The sequence below is a fragment of the Planctomycetota bacterium genome, from assembly GCA_021414025.1.
GTDB lineage: Bacteria > Planctomycetota > Phycisphaerae > Phycisphaerales > SM1A02 > SYAC01.
The window spans coordinates 39,769-59,143 of the sequence record JAIOPG010000006.1 but is presented as its reverse complement, the minus strand read 5'-3'; the positions used below and the strand labels follow the sequence as shown (position 1 = coordinate 59,143).

13 protein-coding genes are annotated in these 19,375 nt (G+C 63.4%); 6 read left to right on the top strand and 7 right to left on the bottom strand.

Annotated features, from left to right (window positions below; all coding sequences use genetic code 11):
* Positions 1-118: 118 nt before the first annotated feature.
* Positions 119-748 (bottom strand): dephospho-CoA kinase, encoded by a 630-nt coding sequence (gene coaE, locus K8R92_07875; protein ID MCE9619814.1) that lies wholly within the window; start codon positions 746-748, stop codon positions 119-121.
* 234 nt (positions 749-982) lie between these two features.
* Between coaE and K8R92_07870 the strand changes: the two genes are divergently transcribed.
* Complete coding sequence (locus K8R92_07870) at positions 983-2,965, top strand: hypothetical protein (GenBank protein MCE9619813.1); 1,983 nt, start codon at positions 983-985, stop codon at positions 2,963-2,965.
* Positions 2,966-3,037: 72 nt separating this feature from the next.
* The gene (locus K8R92_07865) at positions 3,038-4,894 is read left to right on the top strand and encodes a hypothetical protein (protein ID MCE9619812.1); all 1,857 of its coding nucleotides are present in this window, start codon (positions 3,038-3,040) and stop codon (positions 4,892-4,894) included.
* A gap of 183 nt (positions 4,895-5,077) precedes the next feature.
* On the opposite strand, the gene cysS is transcribed toward K8R92_07865, so the two are convergent.
* Positions 5,078-6,616 (bottom strand): cysteine--tRNA ligase, encoded by a 1,539-nt coding sequence (gene cysS, locus K8R92_07860; protein MCE9619811.1) that lies wholly within the window; start codon positions 6,614-6,616, stop codon positions 5,078-5,080.
* 52 nt (positions 6,617-6,668) lie between these two features.
* On the opposite strand from cysS, the gene K8R92_07855 reads away from it, so the two are divergent.
* Positions 6,669-7,490, top strand: a complete 822-nt coding sequence (locus K8R92_07855) for a glycosyltransferase family 2 protein (protein MCE9619810.1) — start codon at positions 6,669-6,671, stop codon at positions 7,488-7,490.
* A 51-nt stretch (positions 7,491-7,541) separates the two neighbouring features.
* Here K8R92_07855 and K8R92_07850 read toward each other — a convergent pair whose 3' ends face one another.
* The 5 genes from K8R92_07850 to K8R92_07830 all read right to left on the bottom strand — a co-directional run bounded on the left by K8R92_07850 (position 7,542) and on the right by K8R92_07830 (position 15,899).
* Complete coding sequence (locus tag K8R92_07850) at positions 7,542-9,971, bottom strand: glycosyltransferase family 4 protein (GenBank protein MCE9619809.1); 2,430 nt, start codon at positions 9,969-9,971, stop codon at positions 7,542-7,544.
* Between the two features lies 1 nt (position 9,972).
* Positions 9,973-11,598 (bottom strand): heparinase II/III family protein, encoded by a 1,626-nt coding sequence (locus K8R92_07845; protein ID MCE9619808.1) that lies wholly within the window; start codon positions 11,596-11,598, stop codon positions 9,973-9,975.
* Positions 11,599-11,604: 6 nt separating this feature from the next.
* Positions 11,605-12,717: a UDP-N-acetylglucosamine 2-epimerase (non-hydrolyzing) gene (wecB, locus tag K8R92_07840; protein ID MCE9619807.1), complete on the bottom strand. Its 1,113-nt coding sequence runs from the start codon at positions 12,715-12,717 to the stop codon at positions 11,605-11,607.
* On the bottom strand, positions 12,714-14,822 hold the full coding sequence (locus tag K8R92_07835) for a bi-domain-containing oxidoreductase (protein MCE9619806.1): 2,109 nt from the start codon (positions 14,820-14,822) through the stop codon (positions 12,714-12,716). The genes wecB and K8R92_07835 overlap by 4 nt, the downstream gene beginning before the upstream one ends.
* Before the next feature lie 123 nt (positions 14,823-14,945).
* Positions 14,946-15,899 (bottom strand): GDP-L-fucose synthase, encoded by a 954-nt coding sequence (locus tag K8R92_07830; protein ID MCE9619805.1) that lies wholly within the window; start codon positions 15,897-15,899, stop codon positions 14,946-14,948.
* Between the two features lie 101 nt (positions 15,900-16,000).
* Between K8R92_07830 and gmd the strand changes: the two genes are divergently transcribed.
* The 3 genes from gmd (at position 16,001) to K8R92_07815 (ending at position 19,369) form a co-directional block, all read left to right on the top strand.
* Positions 16,001-17,050: a GDP-mannose 4,6-dehydratase gene (gene gmd, locus K8R92_07825; protein ID MCE9619804.1), complete on the top strand. Its 1,050-nt coding sequence runs from the start codon at positions 16,001-16,003 to the stop codon at positions 17,048-17,050.
* Positions 17,047-18,159, top strand: a complete 1,113-nt coding sequence (locus K8R92_07820; protein MCE9619803.1) for an acyltransferase — start codon at positions 17,047-17,049, stop codon at positions 18,157-18,159. The genes gmd and K8R92_07820 overlap by 4 nt, the downstream gene beginning before the upstream one ends.
* Before the next feature lie 70 nt (positions 18,160-18,229).
* Positions 18,230-19,369 carry an N-acetyl sugar amidotransferase gene (locus K8R92_07815; protein MCE9619802.1) on the top strand — a complete coding sequence of 380 codons (1,140 nt, stop codon included), beginning with the start codon at positions 18,230-18,232 and terminating at the stop codon, positions 19,367-19,369.
* Positions 19,370-19,375: the final 6 nt, after the last annotated feature.

Genomic DNA, 19,375 nt, shown 5'->3' with positions numbered 1-19,375 from the left:
TCTATGTGTTTGAGTGTGTGGGATAACGAACAATCCAATTTTTCTGCGGAGGCACAGGGCCTGTGATCGCAGCGATTGACGGAACTCGAAACTCTGTAAGCGGACGCCCGCCGACGGTTTAGAGCTTTGATCCGGTTGAGGTCACCGGCGGGAGATCCCGCAGAACCTGCAACACCTGTCTCCGCAGCGAGGCCGAATCACCCTCGTTGCGGAGTACATCATGGGCTGCGGAGCGCTTTCGGTCAAGCGGCCATTGGGCCGATTCGCGGCGCTCCAGGTCGGTCGCGGCCCAGCCCCGCGCCTTGTGCACGCGCTCGATTCGGGTGGCCAGGGGCGCGTCGATGAACCAGATCCGGTCGCATTTGGGGCCCAAGCCGGCTTCCAGGAGCAGCGGCGCGTCGATGACCAGGGCGGGCGTGGTCGGCGGAGCCGCGGCGAAGATTTCCTGGCGACGGGCTTCGACGCGCGGATGGATGAGCTGTTCGAGGCGAAGGCGGTCCTCGTTTGATGCGAAGACCAAGTGGGCGACCGCCTTTCGGTTGATCTCGCCATGCGAGTCGAGGATGGTGGGCCCCCACCAATTCACAAGTTCTTGCTTGATCGCGGGTTCGCGAAGAGTCTTGCGGACCAGCGAATCAGAGTCGCAGACGACGCAGCCGACTTCGGCGAGCATGCGGGCGACTTCGCTCTTGCCGCTGCCGATGCCGCCCACAAGTCCGATGACTGGAAGCCGTGGCAAGGTCGACATGGCCCAAGGATAGACGGGGGTGAGGGGCGAAATTTCCAAGCATTTGAATTGCTGGAACCCCCGGTTTCATCGCCTCAATGGCGGGGCTGGCAGCGAATGCCAACAATTCCCGGTTTCAACCCGATAATACGGAACCCCCGCGATAACCCTCCCGAAATGGGTTGAGTCTCATTATCCATATAGATGGGCCGCCGCCCTGCGCCGCGGCCCTGAAACCATTTCGGGAACTTCAAAATGCAACGACGATTCGCTTCGGTCTTCCGCGTGAAAAACTTTTTTCAACTCGTTGCACTTGCAACCATCAGTTTCCTGAACGCCCCGGCTTCGGTGGCGCTGGCCGGTGACGTCGGGCTCGTCAAGGGATGGGGCGACAACAATCACGGTCAATCCGATATTCCGCTCAATTTGGAATCACCCAAGGCCGTCGCCGCAGGCGGCTACCACACCGCCGTCGTCATGGTCCACGGAATGGTCGCGGCATGGGGCAACAATGACTTCGGTCAATGCGATGTGCCCCCCACCCTCGGCACCTGCAAGGCGATCGCCGCTGGCGAATACCACACGATGGCTCTGCGCGATGACGCAACGGTCGTGGTCTGGGGCAGCAACGATTACATGCAGTGTGATCTACCGGTCGCGCTGGGCGCCTGCAAGGCGATCGCGGCGGGCGGTTACCACAGCTTGGCGCTGCGCGAAGATGGGACCGTCGTGGCCTGGGGTTACAACGGCGACGGCCAGTGCACGGTGCCCGCGACGCTTGGCGCCTGCAAGGCGATCGCGGCGGGATACCTGCATTCCGTCGCACTAAAACTCGACGGCACAGTTGTGGCCTGGGGTCGAAACTTGGAGCTTGAGGCCACGGTGCCCCCGACGCTTGGCGCATGCAAGGCGGTCGCGGCTGGCGCCTATCACACTGTGGCGATCAAGGAAAATGGAACGGTCGCGGCCTGGGGCGACAATCTTTATGGCGAAACCAACGTGCCCGCGGATCTTGGATCGTGCAAATCAATCGTTGCCGGATATGGAAGCACATTTGCCATGAGGGTGAATGGAACCATTGTGGCATGGGGCAACAACGGCAATGGTCAATGCGTGGTGTCCGAGGCTGTCGGCGCATGCACGACCATGTCGGCCGGCGACTACCACACCGTTGCCGTGCAAGAGAATGGAACAATTCTTTCCTGGGGTTCCAACTTCTATGGACAATCCGAAGTGCCAATTTCCCTGCAAGACTGCAGGGCGATTGCGGCTGGCTCCTACCACACCATGGCTCTGCAAAATAATGGCCTTGTAAAGGCGCAAGGTTGGAACAACTACGGCCAATGCGATGTGCCCTTGGATCTTGGAACATGCAAGACAATTGCTGCAGGCGGCTACCACTCAGTGGCAATTCTGGACAATGGCACAGTAGTGGGTTGGGGCTACAACACCAGAGGACAATGCAATACGCCTGCGACCCTTGGACCCTGCAAGGCAATTGCCGCGGGTGTTGAGCACACCGTGGCCCTACGTGAAGATGGCGCTGTAGTGGCGTGGGGATCCAACGGCTCGGGCCAATGCAATGTGCCCGTGACTCTCGGCGCCTGCAAAGCAATTGCTGCATGCGGTCACAGAACTGTTGCCCTCAAGGAAAATGGCACTGTTGTTGCTTGGGGCGATTCCTATCCGGGCGTGCCCGCGACTCTTGGAGCATGCAAAGCGGTCGCCGTGAGTGCCGAACACTACCTGGCCTTGCGTGAAGACGGCACCATTGTTGCATGGGGACGCAATGTTTACTTTCAATGCGGGGATGACAGTGAAAAATCCGGCACTGCATCATTCCCCTATTGGATCAAGACTGGCCTTGGCCCCTGCAAGGCGATTGCCGCGGGCGGATACCACTCCGTTGCGATTCTGGAATCCGGAACGGTGGTTGCCTGGGGCGAAGGAACTTTGAACTCGACGGGTTACTACGACCGAGGGCAATCCATCGTTCCGCCGGATTTGGGGCCTTGCATCGCAATTTCGGCGGGCTACTTGCACACCGTTGCAATCCAGGCTCTTGCGCCCTGCCCCACCGACCTGGACGGCTCCGGCGAAGTGGATGGCGGAGACATCGGCATGATCCTTCTTGACTTTGGTCCCTGCCCCGGGTGCTCCACTGACCTCGACGGCTCCGGCGAAGTGGACGGCGGCGACATCGGGATGGTGCTGCTTGAATTCGGGGCGTGCCCGTAGAAATGTGATCCGCAAATGATTCAACGCAACTTCAAAAACTTTTTCCAATGCCTTGCGATAGCGGCTGTCACCTTGGGATCGATTCCCTCGACTGTTGCGCTGGCCCAGGTCGCCGGCCGGGTCGCGGCCTGGGGCGCCAACGGCTCCGGTCAAACGACGATCCCGATGAATCTTTCCTCAAGCCAAACCGCCGTCGCCGGAGGCGGTTTTCACACACTTCTTCTGAAGGAGGACGGGAAAGTCTCAGCCTGGGGCAGCAATGATTTCGGCCAATCGACCGTCTCCGCAAGTGTCGGCACCTGCACCGCCATTGGCGCGGGCGAATACCACTCGGTGGCGCTGCGGAGCGACGGCATCGTCAAGGCCTGGGGGAACAACGACCATGGGCAGACCGCGGTTCCCGCGACGCTTGGAGCATGCACCGCCATTGCCGCGGGCGGCTATCACACGCTTGCGCTGAAGGTCGATGGAACCGTCGTTGCCTGGGGCTACAACGGCGAAGGGCAATGCAACGTGCCGATCTCGCTCGGCGCCTGCAAGGCGATCGCCGCGGGTTACCTGCACTCGGTGGCCCTCAAGGTCGATGGCACCGTGGTGGCCTGGGGCCGCGACACGGAGTTGCAATGCACCACGCCATTCCTGCTCAGCCCGTGCAAGGCGATCGCGGCCGGCGGCTATCACACGGTGGCGATTCGCGTCGACGGATCCGTCACGGCCTGGGGCTACGACGTCTACGGACAAGTCAGTGTGCCGGGAAATCTGGGCGAGTGCCAATCCATTTCGGCGGGCACCTATCACACCGTGGCGATACGGCTCGATGGATCGATCATGGGCTGGGGCAACAACGGCAACGGGCAGACCAGCGTGTCACTTCCATCCGTGAGCTACAAATCCATCGCCGCGGGCGACTACCACACCATCGCCATCCTGAAGAATGGCACGCTCGCGGCGTGGGGCTCCAACTTCAGCGGCCAATGCAATTTGCCCGTGACCCTGGGTCTGTGCAAGGCGGTGGCGGCGGGTCAAGTTCATACGGTGGTGCTGCAGGACGATGGAATGGTCAAGAGCTGGGGCGGCACCACCTACGGGGTGACCACTGTGCCGGCGGACTTGGGCGCATGCAAGGCGATTGCGTCGGGCAGCTACCACACGATGGTTTTGAAGGAGAGTGGAGTGGTTCAGGCATGGGGCTTGAACACCTCCGGTCAATGCAATGTGCCGGCGAGCCTGGAAGCATGCCAATCGATATCCGCGCGATCGACATTTTCGCTCGCGCTGCAGGACAATGGCCTGGTCAAGGCGTGGGGGCTCAACAGCCAGGGCCAGTGCAATGTGCCCGCGTCCCTGGATGCCTGCAAAGCGGTCGCCGCGGGCGGACAGCATTCGGTCGCGCTTCAGGAAAATGGAACCGTTGTGGCGTGGGGCTACAACTTCTACGGCCAATGCAATGTGCCAGCGGGTCTGGGCTCCTGCAAGGCCATTGCCGCGGGCAGCGCTCACACGGTCGCCTTGCAAGCCGATGGAACCGTCATGGTCTGGGGCAACAACGCGAATGGCCAGGCCAGCGTGCCCGCGGGACTGGGTCCCTGCAAGGCGATTGCGGCGGGCGACAACAACACCCTGGCGCTGACGCTTGATGGAACCGTGGTGGCATGGGGAAACAACGGCTCCGGTGCAAGCACGGTGCCGGCGACGATTGGGCCATGCATCGCCATCGCGGGGGGAACCCTGCATTGCGTGGCGATCAAGGCGCCAGTGGTTTGCCTCGCCGACTTGGACGGCTCCGGCGAAGTGGATGGCGGCGACATCGGCATGATCCTGCTTGACTTTGGCCCCTGCCCCGGCTGTCCCACCGATCTGGATGGTTCCGGCGAAGTCGATGGCGGCGACATCGGGATGGTGCTGCTGGACTTTGGTCCGTGCCCTTAGAAGAGATTGCCACTGGGCGCAGCGAGCAAAGTGCTATCACCAAGCGAGTTTAGCGCAGGGGCGAGTCTGCGAGCCCCGGAGCGTTGTCTGAGCGACTGATAGCACTTTGCTCGCGTAGCCGCGGTTGTCTGAGCCCCTGGGGCACCTCTCTATTTTGCGGCGCTGAATTCTCAGAGAGATTGACTAGCGAACCACGCGCGACCAAGTGGTGCCGCCGGCTCCATCTTTGATCTGCACGCCAAGCGCCTCAAGCTCGTTGCGGGCCTTGTCGCTGGCGGCGAAGTCCTTGTTGCGGCGGGCCGCGGCTCGCGCCTCGATGAGCGCGTTGACCTTGGCCTCGAAGTCCGCGTCGCCGCCTGAGGCCACCGGCTTGTTGCGTTCGAGCACGCCGAGCACCGAATCCATCTTCTGCAGCGCCGCACACTCGCGGTGCGGGCAGGCCGCGGCATCCTCGGCCGCGACCGCCTCATTGAGCGCGGCGATGGCACGGGCCATGTTCAGGTCCTCGCAGAGGGCCTGCGTGAAGCGCGGCATCGCCAGCTCAAAGGGACCCGCAGCCGCCTTGGGGTTGGGGCTTGCAGAATTCGTCTGCGCCATCTTTGCCTTGAGCGCCTCGGCGGCGCGGCTCCACCGGTCGATCATGCGCTGGCAGTCGGCCAGCCCCTGCATGGTGAAGTTGGCATTGGTGCGGTAGTGGGTGCGCGTGATCTCCAGCCGCAGCGCCGCGGGTGTGACGCCCTTCTGGAAAAGGTCGCGGGCGGTGAAGAAATTGCCCTTGCTCTTGGACATCTTCTCCCCCTCCACGATCAGGTGGCGGGTGTGGAACCACATCCGCGCGAAAGCCGGCTTGCCGTGGGCGCAGCGGCTCTGGGCGATCTCGCATTCGTGGTGCGGGAAAATATTGTCCTCGCCGCCGGAGTGCAGGTCGATCTCCGCGCCGAGCAGCCCCGCGGCCATGGCCGAGCACTCGATGTGCCAGCCCGGATAGCCGGCGCCGTAGGGCGAATCCCACTTGAGCACATGTTTCGGGTCGGGTTTCCACAGCATGAAGTCGCCGGGATTCTTCTTCAGGGCCTGGTGCTCGGCGCTGATGCGCCCGCCCTCGCCCTCGCGCAGATTGTCCAGCGTGTTGCCGGAGAGTCGGCCATAGTCGGGGAAGCTTTTCACATCGAAGTAGACGGCGCCATCCGCCGCGACATAGGCGTGGCCGCCATCGACGAGCTTCTTGATCATGTCGAGCATCTGCCCGATCCACTTGGTGGGCCGCGGCATGAGCGTGGGATCCCTTTCCGCCTCGATGGCCACCTTCAGACCCAGCAACCGCGCGTCTTCGAGGAAACGGCCGGCGTAGAAGTCGGCGATGGCCAGCGGATCGTTGGGATCGATGACCACGCCGGCGGGAATCTTGCCGGACTTCTTCGCTTCCGCCAGGCGCCGCCCCGCGACGGCCATCTTGTCCTCGCCGCCGCCATCAGCCAGAGTGTCATCGGTCATGTGCCCGACATCGGTGATGTTCATCACGTGCTTCACCGGCGTGCCGGTGAGCTCGATGGTGCGGCGCAGAATGTCGGCGTTGAGGAAGGATCGGAAGTTGCCGATGTGCGCGTCGTCGTAGACCGTCGGCCCGCAACTGTAGAAAGTGACGGGACCGCGCGACCCGGCGATGGGCTTCAATTCCTCCAGCTTGCCGGTGAGCGTGTTGTGGATCTGGACGACGGGCACGATTTGATCTTATTGCCGATACGATATCCGCGTGCCTTCCGCCGCTGCGAAATTGCCGGTGACCGTCGTCATTCCCGTGAAAAACGAAGAGCGGAACCTGCCCAAGTGCCTGGAGCGGCTGTCGCGGTTCGCCAAGATCGTGGTGGTGGATTCCGGCAGCACCGACCAGACCAAGTCGATCGCGACAAAGCACGGTTGCGACTTCGTGACCTTCCAGTGGGATGGCCACTACCCCAAGAAGCGCAATTGGTACTTGCTCAACCACAAGGTGGAGACGCCCTGGGTGCTCTTTCTGGACGCGGACGAGTATGTGCCCGACGACTTCGTGAACGAGCTGGAGCGCGCCATCGCCGCGGATCGTTACGTTGGCTACTGGATCTACTACTCAAACTATTTTCTCGGCCAGCCGCTTAAGCATGGCATTCCGCAGCGCAAGCTGCCGCTCTTCAAGGTGGGGGCGGGCCTTTACGAGCAGATCGACGAGGACGCGTGGAGCAGCCTCGACATGGAAGTGCACGAGCATCCGGTGCTCACCGGTCCGGTCGGCGAGCTGCGCTGCCAGATCGAGCACAACGACTACAAGGGCCTGCACGCCTACATCGCCAAGCACAATGAGTATTCCTCGTGGGAGGCGCGGCGCTACATGAAGCTGCAGGATTCGGGCAAGGGCACCGCGCATCTCACCCCGACGCAGCAGAGCAAGTACCAGCACATGACCAGCTGGTGGCTGGCCCCCGCCTACTTCGTCTACTCCTACATCTACAAGCGCGGATTCCTCGATGGCTTCGCGGGCATCGCCTACGCGTGGCTGAAGGCGATCTACTTCTTCCAGATCCGGATCAAGATCGCCGAGCTCAAGGAAGCTGTGCGCTGACCGGCCGTTTCGCCGCGCCTTGACGCGCGGGGGGCGCAGCCGCCCTTCAACTCATTTCGGCCGGACGATCTGGTGCAGCACATCCTGCCAGGCCTTGCAGGCATGGGCGGAGGAATACTTGGTCTCGTAGGCGACCTTGCCGCGCTGCCCCATCTCGGAAGCCTCGCCGCGGTGCGAGGCGAGATACTGGATTTCCCTGGCAAGCGTTTCCCCGTCACCCGGCTGGCTCTGATAGCCGCAGTTGTTCTCGTCCAGGATGGAGAAGCACTCGCTCCGCTCCGAGCCCACCCAGAGCACCGGCTTGCCCGCCGCCAGCACGCTGAAGAACTTGCTCGGCAGAATCAGGCCCTCCCAGCCCGGCAGCAGCGTGACCAGGTGCGTGTCGCCCACGTCGAGCACGTTGGCCAGCTGCTCGCGCGTCTGGTAGCCACCTACGAAGATGTTCTTGGCGCCGCAGTCGCTGATGCGCTTCTCCAGGTAGTTCTTGGCCTTGCCATCGCCGATGAAGAGCCAGCGGATGGAGTCGTCGTGCTTGAGCCGGTCCACGGCGCCGGCGATCGCCTCCATGTCGTGGCCGAGTCCGAAGTTGCCGACGTAAAGAACGGTGAAGCGGTCGCCGATGCCCCACTCCTTGCGCAGCGGATTCTCCTCGCGCGGACGCTTGGCGAAATTCTCGGCGCCGCTCCAGACGCAGATCTTGCTGACGCGCCCGGGGTCGGCCCCCTTCTCGATCACCCGCGCCAGCATGAAGTCGCCCAGAGCCACGACCTGGTCGCTCTGCCGCACGCAGAGCCGGTCGACCAGGCGGAGCACTTTCCAGATCAGGCTGCCGCGCTTGAGCACGCCGGCGGCGCCGGCCACCTCGGGATAGAGGTCCATGGTCCAGTAGACCAGGCGCGTGCCCTTAATCCACTTCAGCAGCACGCCGACCAGCGCGATGAAGGGCGGCGTGGTGAAGCAGACCACCACATCGTGCCGCGGCAGGATCAGGCAGCGCCACAGGGCGGCCAGATAGAAGAGCGTGAAGTCGAAGACGCGCGGCGTGATGCCGCGCTTGCCGAAAAGCTGCAGTCCCACGCGGTAGATCTTGATTCCCTCGCGCTCGCCGCGCTTGGGCAGGGTGGCGCCGCGCTCACCGTAGATGGCGCGGCTGGCCACCACCGAAACGTCGTCGCCGTGGGAGCGCAGGTAGCGGGCCAGGTCATCGGCGTGCTGTGCGGTGGCGACCACGTCGGGCCAGAAGGCCTGGTTCAGCAGCAGCACGCGGATCTTCCGCAGCGCCTTGAGCATGGTGAGGGCCAGCATGTTGCGGTCGTACTTCTTGGCCGCCAGCAGGCCGTTCTCGCGGTAGGTGTCGTAGAGCTTCTTGTCGGACTGAAGCTTTCGCATCGAGGCCAGCAGCGCCGCCGCGTCCTCCGGCGGGAAGGGAATGCCGACGCCCTCGCTCTCCACGATCTCGGCGGACTCGCCGGCCACGCCGTGGAGCACCGGAATGCCCATGCCCATGCACTCGAACAACTTGGAGGGAATGACGGTCTCGAAGAGCGGCGAGCGGCGCAGATGGATGATGGCCACATCGAGCAGGGCCCAGTAGCGCGGCACCTCGTCCTTGGCAACCGAGTCGACGAAGTGCACGTTCTTCAATCCCATCTGGGCGGACTTCGCCTTCAACTCGGCCTTCTTGGCGCCGTCGCCCAGCAGCACGAAGGCCAGCGACTGGTCGCCCTCGTCCTGGGCCATCTTGGCCGCATCCAGCACCGTCTCCAGCGCGTGGGCCAGTCCGTGCGTGCCGATGTAGCCGCCGACGAAACGCCCCTCCAAGCCGAGCTGCTTGGCCAATTCCTGGTCGCGCTTCTGCGGCATGAATCGCGAGCTGTCGACGCCGTTGGTGACCACCTTGATCTTGTCGCCGTTGATGCCGCGGCTGATCAGGTTGCGCTTGAAGGCGTGGGTGACCGAGATGATCCGGTCGGCGCGGCGGTAGAGGAAGAGCTCGAGCTTCTCCAGCATGTCCAGCGCGAAGGAATCCTTCATGGCCCCGACCACGCGGATCGACTCGGGCCAGAGGTCGCGAAGCTCGAAGACGAAGGGGCGGAACTTGTAGAGGCTGACCAGCCAGGCGCCGCAGGCCGTGAAGAACTGCGGCGAGGTGCCGATGACCACGTCCACTCTGCGCACGAAGAGCGCCGCCATCACGGCGCTGACCATGAAGCTGACGTAATCCAGGATGCGGCGCAGGAATCCCTCGTTGGCGGCGATGTAGGTCCAAACGCGAATGACCCGGATGCCCTCCATGTGCTCGGTTTGCCAGAGCTTGTTCTTGTAGCCGGCGAAGACCTTGCCCTTGGGGAAATTCGGCGCGGTGGTGATCACCGTCACCTGCTCACCCTGCCTCACCCATTCGCGGCAATGCTCAAAGGTGCGCGACGCCGGTGCGTTGACCTCGGGGGGGAAGTTGTCGGTCAGGAAGAGGATGTGCATGTCATTTCCACTGAAGTTCAAGCACCGATTCCGGCCCGGCGAGCGTGAGGACGAGGCACGCGTTGGCCACGTTCCTGCCGAACTCCGGATGCCACGCTCCGGGCTTCACGGCGACCGCCCCTCCGCGGGCGGAGTAGCGTATCCGCTGGCCTCCGGGCAGGGCGATCACCCCTTTCTCGACCACTTTCGCTTCGGGATGCAGATGAAAATAGGCGGCGGCGGATCGGCAGGATCCGGTGATTCGGTCTGTGACGGTCAGCGTGGAATCCGTGAGCCGCCATTCGCGCCGGTGGATCGGCCTGCCTGCGAGGCGCTTGTAGCCATCGTGCGACGCCGCGACGGTGCTTCCTTCGGCGTCGTCGCAGCAGAGGATGTCGAAGGGCCGCGCCCGCCGCGCCACTCGGAAGCCGCCCCACACTTCGCTGGAGTCGCAGCCATTAATCACCAGCGTGTTGTGCGCCGCGGTGCCGCGCTCAAGAGATCGCTGCGGGCCGGTGGCGTAGGTCGAGGTGCCGCTGTTGACGAAGACCCGCTGGCTGCCCAGGGAAAATTCAAAGGAAAGCGTGTCGGCATGGGCATGGCCGGGCTGCTCGTCGGGGCCGATGCGGGCGGCGTCGGCGATCAGCAGGGCGTTGCCGCGGAGCGCCCGCACGTAGCCCGATTCCCGCAGGTGGTGGACGCCCGCGGCGGTGGATCGCTCCGGCGCGTCCAGCTTGAGGCGCTTCACGTAGTCGCGCAGCTCGCTCTTGAGCGGCGCGATGCCGAAGGCGGCATCATTGAAGAAGGAAATGTCGCCGTCGGGATGGACCATGGACCCGAGCCAGTGCAGCATGCGCATCGCGGCGCGGCGAAGCAGGTCCGACTGACCCGGATCGAGTTTTCCCGGCCAGCGCAGATCCGCGTTGATCACGTCCAGGATGTCCTCGAGAATGAGGGCGTGGTACATGGGGCTCAATTCAAAGTGACCGCCGTCGGCGAGCACCTGCTTGGGAATTTCTCGATCAAGGATCCGCAGCGCCTCGCTGCGCCACGCCACCGCCTCGTCGCCGCGGAAGAAGAGGCCGGCGAAGAGCAGCGCCTTGGCGTTGACGAAGAGATGGTTGGCCAGCAGGTGGTGCTCGATCCGCTTCGACAGCCAGCGCGACTGCACCGCGAGGCTCTGCACCATCGCCGGCGAAAGCGGACTGCCCGCCTGCGCCCACTTGATCCAGTTCACGATCCGCAGCGAGGTCGGATAGGGCTCCCATCCGTTGCCCTCGCCGGGCGGATTGTCGTCGATCCACTTCTCGATCAGAAACTTGTGCCACTTCGCGCGGTCGCGCCATCCCACGGCGCAGAGGTCGTCGAAGTAGTGCAGGTTGTAGAGCCAGAGCTTGGCGCAGCGCGTGTCATTCCACGAGTCCTCGCCCTCGAGCGTGTGCTCGCTGTTGAGGAAGCGAAAAGTCACCGGCCCGAACTGAGATTGCCGCTTGGGCGCAGGCTCGACCCAGGGCCCCAGCCCAGGCCGCCGCGCCTGGGCGGGACTGATGTCAACTTTTGGCGTATGCCAGCGGAACCAGAGCCGCCCGTAGATCTGGACCGGCTTCAGGTGCCGGAGCGTGTGCCAGTATTTGAGGAGGCGTTGCAAGTCGGCTCACTTGGCCAGGATTTTTTCCAGATGCTGCACGATGCGCTCGCCGGTCTTGCCATCCCATTTCTCGGGGATCGAGCCGCGCTTCCACTTGCCGGCGAAAAGTTTGTCAAAGGCCGGCGCCAGCGCCGCCGGATTGGTGCCCAGCAATTCGTTGGTGCCCTGAGTGACCGTCTCCGGCCGCTCGGTCGAGTCGCGCAGCGTCATGCAGGGCACGCCCATCACGGTCGTCTCCTCGGTGATGCCGCCGGAATCCGTGATCACCGCCTTGGCATGCTTGACCAGGTAGTTGAACTCAAGATAGGGCTGCGGATCGACGAACTGCAAATTGCTCGGCAAGCCGGCGATGGCCTTGAGCGTCTTGGCGGTGCGCGGATGCACCGGGAAGATCACCGGAGAATTTTTCGCGCCCTTGCCGACCGCGGTCAGCATGGCGGCCAGCTTGCTCTCGCCGTCGACGTTGTTGGGCCGGTGCAGCGTCAGCACGAAGTACTGCCCCGCCGCCAGGCCGAGTTCCTTCCAGAAAGCCGGCGCCTGCAGGCGATCCATGTTGGCCAGCAGCGTGTCGATCATGGTGTTGCCGACGAAGTAGATGCGGTTGTCGGCCACGCCGGACTTGCGCAGGTTTCCGTTGGCCACCTCGCTGGTGGTGAAGAAGTAGTTGGTGATCGAGTCCGTCACCATGCGGTTGATCTCCTCGGGCATGGTCCAGTCGCCCGAGCGGATGCCGCCCTCGACATGGGCCACCGGCACGCAGAGCTTCTGCGCCGCGATGGCGCAGGCCATGGTCGAGGTCACATCGCCCACCACCAGGCAGAGGTCGCTTCGCGCCTCCAGCAGCAGCTTCTCGTAGCGGGTCATGATGTTGGAGGTCTGCTCGGCCTGCGTGCCGGAACCGACCTCCAGGTTGACGTCCGGCGCGGGAATGCCCAGCTGCGTGAAGAAATCGCCGGACATCTTGGCGTCATAGTGCTGGCCGGTGTGCACCAGCCGGTACTTGAGTTTTCCGCCCTTTGCCTGGCTCGCCTTGATCGCGCGGATGATCGGCGCGATCTTCATGAAGTTCGGTCGGGCGCCGGCGATGATGTCGACCAGCGGATGCGCTGCGCCGCTCATTGAAGGTCCTTCGCGATCTCGATGCTCACCCGCGCGATCTCAAGAATCTCATCAAGCGGAATCGGCGCGGGCCCGCCCTTGCGGACGGATTCCACGAAGGCCGCGGCGCAGGCGTGCTGCCCCTTGTCCTGCTTCCACAGGTTCATTTTGTTGAAGCCCTTCCAGCCGAAGCCGCGCAGCTTGCGGAAATTGTCCAGCTGCAGAACGGCGCCGCCGGAGAAAACCTCGAGGCGCTCCTTGGGGAAAGCCTTGTTGCCGTTGGCGAAGTAGTGCACCGAGCCCAGCGATCCGTCGGCGAATTTCAGGTTGATCGAAACTGTGTCGCCGGTGGCCGACTGCATGGCGGTCGCGCTGTGCGACTCGATCGGCGAGGCGGCGAGGAAGCGGATCAGATCGATGAAGTGGCAGCCCTCGCCGATGATGCGGCCCCCGCCCTGCTCCATGTCCTGCGCCCAGTGGTCGGCGGGAATGGCTCCGGCGTTGACGGTCATCACGAAGGACTTCGGTCCGGTCGCGGCCCGCAGCAATTGCTTCACCTTCTGCACCTGCGGCGAGAAGCGGCGGTTGAAGCCGACCATCAGCAGCTGCTTGCCGCCGGTCACGGCGGTTTCAATTTTCTTCAGCTCGGCCAGCGTCAGACAAAGGGGCTTCTCCACGAAGACATGCTTGCCGCCCGCGAGCGCCTTGAGCGTGAAATTGGCGTGGCTGTCGTGGCGGGTCGAGATGACGACGGCGTTGGTCTGTGCATCGGCAAAGACCGCATCCGCGTCGGTGGTGGTCTCCTCAAAGCCATACTTGCGCCCGGCATGCACGCCGCTGACTCCGGCGCTGGAGGCCACGCTGCGAAGCCGCGCGCCGCTTTCCTTAAAGGCCTTGATGAGCACGCCGGTGGCGTAGTTGCCGGCGCCGATGAAGCTGACCGAGGCGCGACCGTCGCCGGTGGCGGGCTTGGCGAACGCCACGGTGCGCTGCGTCAGGGCGGCGCCCGCGATTTCCGCGTCGGAATATTCCAGGAGAATCGCCAGCGATGGCTCGGAGCCGCCGACCACTTCATAGGCCTTCTCAGCCTCCTCGATCGCGAAGCGATGCGAGATGAGCGGCTTCACGTCGAGACGACCATCGCTCATCATGTCGAGCACCGCCTCTAGATTGCGCTGCTCGGTCCAGCGGACGAATCCCACCGGATAGTCCTGGCCCTTCTCCTCGTAGTTGGGGTCGTAGCGACCCGGCCCATAGGAGCAGGAGACCTGGAAGGTGAGTTCCTTCTTGAAGAAGTCGTCGCGCGAAAGCTCCAGACCCGTCACGCCCACCAGCACGATGCGGCCGCGCTTGCGGCTCATCAGTGCCGCCTGGTGCATGGGCTCGTTGCTCTTGGTGGCGGCGGTCACGATGACAGCATCCACGCCGCGTCCGCGGGAAAATGCCTCGGCGGCGGCGATCGGATCCTGCCCCATCGAGAGGTCCACGGTCTCGGCGCCGAACTCCTTCGCCATCGCCAATTTCTTGGAATCAAAATCGATGCCCAGCACGCGGCACCCATGGGCGCGGAGCAATTGCACCGTGATCAAACCGATCAGGCCCATGCCGGTCACCACCACCACTTCGCCCAGCGTCGGCTGGACCAGGCGCACGCCCTGCAGGGCGATCGCGCCGATCACGGTGAAGGCCGCGGCGTCGTCGGAGACATTGTCGGGGACTTTCGCGGAAAGATTCACCGGCACGCTGACGACTTGGGCGTGCTTGCCATTGCTGGCCACGCGGTCGCCAATGGCGAAACCGGTCACACCCGCGCCGACCTCCGCCACCGTGCCCACGTTGCAGTAGCCCATCGCCAGGGGCTGGTCGAGCTTGTTCATCACCGCCTCGATGGTCGGCATGAGTCCGTCGGTCTTGATCTTGCTCAGCACCTGCTTGACCTTGTCGGGCTGCTGTCGCGCCTTGTCCAGGAAGTTGGCCTTGCCAAAATCCACCATCATGCGCTCGGTGCCCGCGGAGATCAGCGTGCGCGACGAATGGATCAGCAGCGCGCCGCGGCCGACGTGCGGAACCGGGACTTCGGCGACTTCGGTGCGGCCATCTTTGATGTTCTGGAGGATCTGCTTCATGGGGTGCGCGGCGTGAGGAATAGACGGGCCGCTGAAAACGGCCGGGTGGGGAAGATAACGCCTTTCATTCGTCCAAACCCGACGGGGGCTTGAGCGCCGCCGCGAAAATGTCGCCGGAATGCGTCATCGCCCTTTCGAACGGTACCACTCGATGGTTCGCTTCAATCCCTCTTCAAACCCGACTTGCGCCCGCCATCCCAGCATCGAGGCGGCTTTGGAGACATCAAGGCAGCGCCGCGGCTGGCCGTCAGGCTTGGAAGCGTTCCAGCGGATCTCTCCTGCGAAGCCGCTGAGCCGGGCAATCAGCGCCACCAACTCTTTGATGGTGATTTCCTTGCCCGTTCCAAGATTGATGGGCTCCGGCGTGTCCAGCACTTCGGCGGCGCGGATCAATCCCTCGGCGGCGTCGTCGACGTAGAGAAACTCACGGCTGGCAGAGCCCGTGCCCCAGCATTCGATGTGCCCCGACTTCGCGTCGACCGCCTCCACGCATTTGCGGATCAGCGCCGGAATCACATGCGAAGTGTCCAGGTTGAAGTTGTCGCCGGGGCCGTAGAGATTGACCGGCAGGACATAGGTTGACTTCAGGCCGTACTGACGCTGATACGCATCGAGCATGACCATCGCCGCCTTCTTGGCGACGCCGTAGGGCGCGTTGGTTTCCTCGGGATAGCCATTCCAGAGATCGCTCTCCTTGAAGGGCACCGGCGTGAATTTCGGATAGGCGCAGATGGTGCCCACCTGCACGAACTTGCGGAGTTTCCGCTGCCGCGCCTGCTCGATCAGATGCAGCGCCATCGACATGTTGGCGAAGAAGTAGCGCCCCGGGTTCTGCATGTTGGCGCCGATGCCTCCCACCTCGGCGGCCAGGTGGAAAACCACGTCGGGCTTCAGGGCCTCGTACATCCGCTCCACCGAGGCCTCGCGGGTCAGGTCGAAGTCCTTGCGGCGCGGCACCAGGATCTCCGCGGCGCCTCGCGCCTTGAGTTTTTCCACCACCACCCGGCCGAGAAACCCCGCGCCGCCGGTCACCGCGATGCGCTGGCCGCGGAAGGATTGCTCGGTGGATTGCGTCATTTCAACAAAGGTACCCAATCGATCTGAACTCGACGAGTGAAGTGGCCGATACCCTATTCTTGCGACGAGTCCCCCGCGCCACGAGCAAAGGAGTTTACGAGTTGAAGAAGGCAATCATCACCGGCATCACCGGCCAGGACGGCAGCTACCTGACCGAGCTCCTGCTCTCCAAGGGCTACGAGGTTCACGGCATCATCCGGCGCAGCTCCAGCTTCAACACCGAGCGGCTCGACCACATCTACCAGGACCCCCACGAGAAGGGCGCGCGGCTGAAGCTGCACTACGGCGACCTCTCCGACGGCAACGGCCTGCTCGAGGTGCTGCGCAAGGTGCAGCCCGACGAGGTATACAACCTCGGGGCACAGAGCCATGTGCGCGTGAGCTTCGACCAGCCGATCTACACCGCGGACGTGGTGGCCACCGGCACGCTCCGCCTCCTTGAGGCCTGCCACACCTTTCAGGAGATTTCCGGCAAAGGCATCCGCTTCTATCAGGCGAGTTCCTCCGAGATGTTCGGCAAGGTGCAGGAGATCCCGCAGAAGGAGACCACTCCCTTCTATCCGCGCTCGCCCTACGGCTGCGCCAAGGTCTTCGCCCACTGGATCACCGTGAACTACCGCGAGAGCTACAACATGCACGCCAGCTGCGGCATTCTCTTCAACCATGAGAGCCCGCGCCGCGGCGAGACCTTTGTCACCCGCAAGATCACCCGCGCCGTCGGCCGCATCAAGCTGGGCATGCAGAAGAAGCTCTACCTGGGCAACATCGACTCGCTGCGCGACTGGGGCTACGCCGGCGACTACGTGGAGGCGATGTGGCGGATGCTGCAGCAGCCCAAGCCCGACGACTTCGTGATCGCCACCGGCACGATGATCTCGGTGCGGCATTTCTGCGACCTGGCCTTCGGCCACTTCGGCATGGACGCCAAGGACTTCATCGAGATCGATCCGCGCTACTTCCGCCCCGCCGAGGTCGAGCAGCTCAAGGGCGACGCCTCCAAGGCCAAGAAGGTGCTGAACTGGGCGCCCACGGTCGGCGTGGAGGAGCTCGCCAAGATGATGGTCGAGTCCGACTTCGAGCTGGCCCGCCGGGAAAAGACCCTGCGCGACGCCGGCCACGCCCTGCCGGCGAACGTGGGGCATGATCAATGACGGACAAGGAGTTGTTCCGCGTCAACAACTTCGACCTGATCCGACTCCTGGCCGCGCTGGAGGTGGCCATCCATCACGCGCTGCACCACTTCGAGCTGCACGACCACTGGCTCTTTCACAGCACTTCATGGCTGCCGGGCGTGCCGATTTTCTTCTTTGTCAGCGGCTTTCTGATCAGCAAGTCCTACGAGAACAACTCGCGGCTCTCCGAATACGCGCGCAACCGCGCCCTGCGCATCTACCCCGCGCTGATCGTCTGCACGCTGCTCTCGCTGGTCAGCGTCTTCGCCACGGGTTATTTCGCCAGCCACGCATGGTCGCTTCCGCTGATGGCCGCCTGGATCCTCGGGCAGATCACCATCGTCCAGTTCTACAGCCCCGAGTTCATCCGCGGCTTCGGCTCCGGCGCGCTCAATGGCAGCCTCTGGACCGTCACGGTGGAGCTGCAGTTCTATGTGCTGATTCCGATCATCTACTGGGCGCTGGCGCGGACGACGAAAGGCCGCGCCGGACGCAACCGGGCGACCGCACTTCTGATCCTGCTGCTGGTCGTGCCCAATGTCGTGTTCCAGCAGCTGGCCCTGGACGAGCACCGCGCCGAGACGATGATCATGAGGCTGGCCCATGTCTCCTTCCTGCCCTGGCTCTACATGTTCATGCTGGGCATTCTGGCGCAGCAGAATTTCACCTGGATCCACTCGATGGTGCGCGGCCGGGCCCTGCCGATCGTCTGTGTCTATGGCGTGATCGCCTTCGTCACCGTTCACTACTTTGGCTGGCCGACCGGCAACGAGATCCACCCCGCCCTCTTTCCGCTGCTCGCGGTGACGGTGCTCTCGCTGGCCTACACGGCGCCGACGCTCTGCGACAAACTTCTGCACAAGAACGACATTTCCTACGGGGTCTACATCTATCACATGCCGATAATCAACGTGATGCTCTACTACGGACTGGTCTCCAAATTCGGCTACGCGGCGATGGCCGTCGCGCTCACCGCCGCCATAGCGGCTTGCTCCTGGTTCATCGTGGAGCGCCCCGCGATCCGCAGGAAAAAGCGCCCGCTCATCGACCTCGCCAAGGCGGGTTCCGCCCAGGAAGCCCGAACATGATCGACGAAAGAGGGCTTACTATGTTCGATCCCCTCCCGCCGACAGCCCCACCATCGAAGCCATCCCTCCCATGACCAAGCGCCCCTATCAGATCTGCACCAATTGCGTGATGGACACCAGCGACTCGAAGATCGAGTTCGACGCCCGCGGCGTCTGCGACCACTGCATCACCTTCATCAAGGACATCAAGCCCAACTGGCACACCGACGAGCGCGGCCTGAAGGCGCTGCAGCCGATCATCGAGGAGATCAAGAAGGAGGGCGTGGGCAAGGACTTCGACTGCATCATCGGCATGAGCGGAGGCATCGACAGCTCCTACCTGACCTACCTGGCCAAGGAGCAGTTCGGCCTGCGCCCGCTGGTCTTCCACGTCGACGCCGGATGGAACTCGCAGGAGGCGGTCAACAACATCGAGAAGATCGTGGACAAGCTGGGGCTGGACCTCTTCACCGAGGTGATCGACTGGACCGAGATGCGCGACTTGCAGCTGGCCTTCTTCAAGTCCGGCGTCTCGCACATCGACACGCCGCAGGACCATGCCTTCTTCGCCACCATGTACAACTTCGCCGAGAAGTACAAGATCCGCCACATCCTCACCGGCGCCAACTACTCCACCGAGTGCGTGCGCAATCCGCTGGAGTGGATGTACTACCAGTCCGACTCGGTGCAGCTCAAGGACATCCACAGCAAGTTCGGCAGCAAGCCGCTGATCAACTTCCCCATCACCAGCATTCTGCGCCACAAGGTCTACCTGCCCTACATCCGCAAGATCCGCGTGGTGACGCCGCTCAACTACGTCCCCTATCACAAGGAGGATGCGATGAAGCTGCTCGCCGAGAAGTTCGGCTGGCTGCCCTATCCGCAGAAGCACTTCGAGTCGCGCTTCACCAAGTTCTACGAGGGCTACTGGCTGCCGGTGAAGTTCGGCTACGACACGCGGCGGGTGCAGTATTCCAGCCTGATTCTCACCGAGCAGATGACCCGCGCGGAGGCGATCGAGCGCCTGAAGAAACCCCCCTACGACCCCGAGACCGTGCACCAGGACTTCGAGTACATCGCCACCAAGATCGGCATCACGGTTGCGGAGCTCGAGGGCTATCTGAAAGCGCCCAACAAGACCTATCGCGACTACAAGTCGCAGGACAGCGTCTACCGCGTCGGCGCCAAGGTGATGTCGATGCTCGGCATGACGCTAGGCGGCAAGAGATGACGGGCG

Bases quoted from the DNA above. Each gene is read 5' to 3' on its own strand.
- coaE (MCE9619814.1), bottom strand. From the start codon at position 748: ATGTCGACCTTGCCACGGCTTCCAGTCATCGGACTTGTGGGCGGCATC.
- K8R92_07870 (MCE9619813.1), top strand. From the start codon at position 983: ATGCAACGACGATTCGCTTCGGTCTTCCGCGTGAAAAACTTTTTTCAA.
- K8R92_07850 (MCE9619809.1), bottom strand. From the start codon at position 9,971: ATGCACATCCTCTTCCTGACCGACAACTTCCCCCCCGAGGTCAACGCA.
- wecB (MCE9619807.1), bottom strand. From the start codon at position 12,717: ATGAGCGGCGCAGCGCATCCGCTGGTCGACATCATCGCCGGCGCCCGA.
- K8R92_07835 (MCE9619806.1), bottom strand. From the start codon at position 14,822: ATGAAGCAGATCCTCCAGAACATCAAAGATGGCCGCACCGAAGTCGCC.
- K8R92_07830 (MCE9619805.1), bottom strand. From the start codon at position 15,899: ATGACGCAATCCACCGAGCAATCCTTCCGCGGCCAGCGCATCGCGGTG.
- K8R92_07820 (MCE9619803.1), top strand. From the start codon at position 17,047: ATGACGGACAAGGAGTTGTTCCGCGTCAACAACTTCGACCTGATCCGA.
- K8R92_07815 (MCE9619802.1), top strand. From the start codon at position 18,230: ATGACCAAGCGCCCCTATCAGATCTGCACCAATTGCGTGATGGACACC.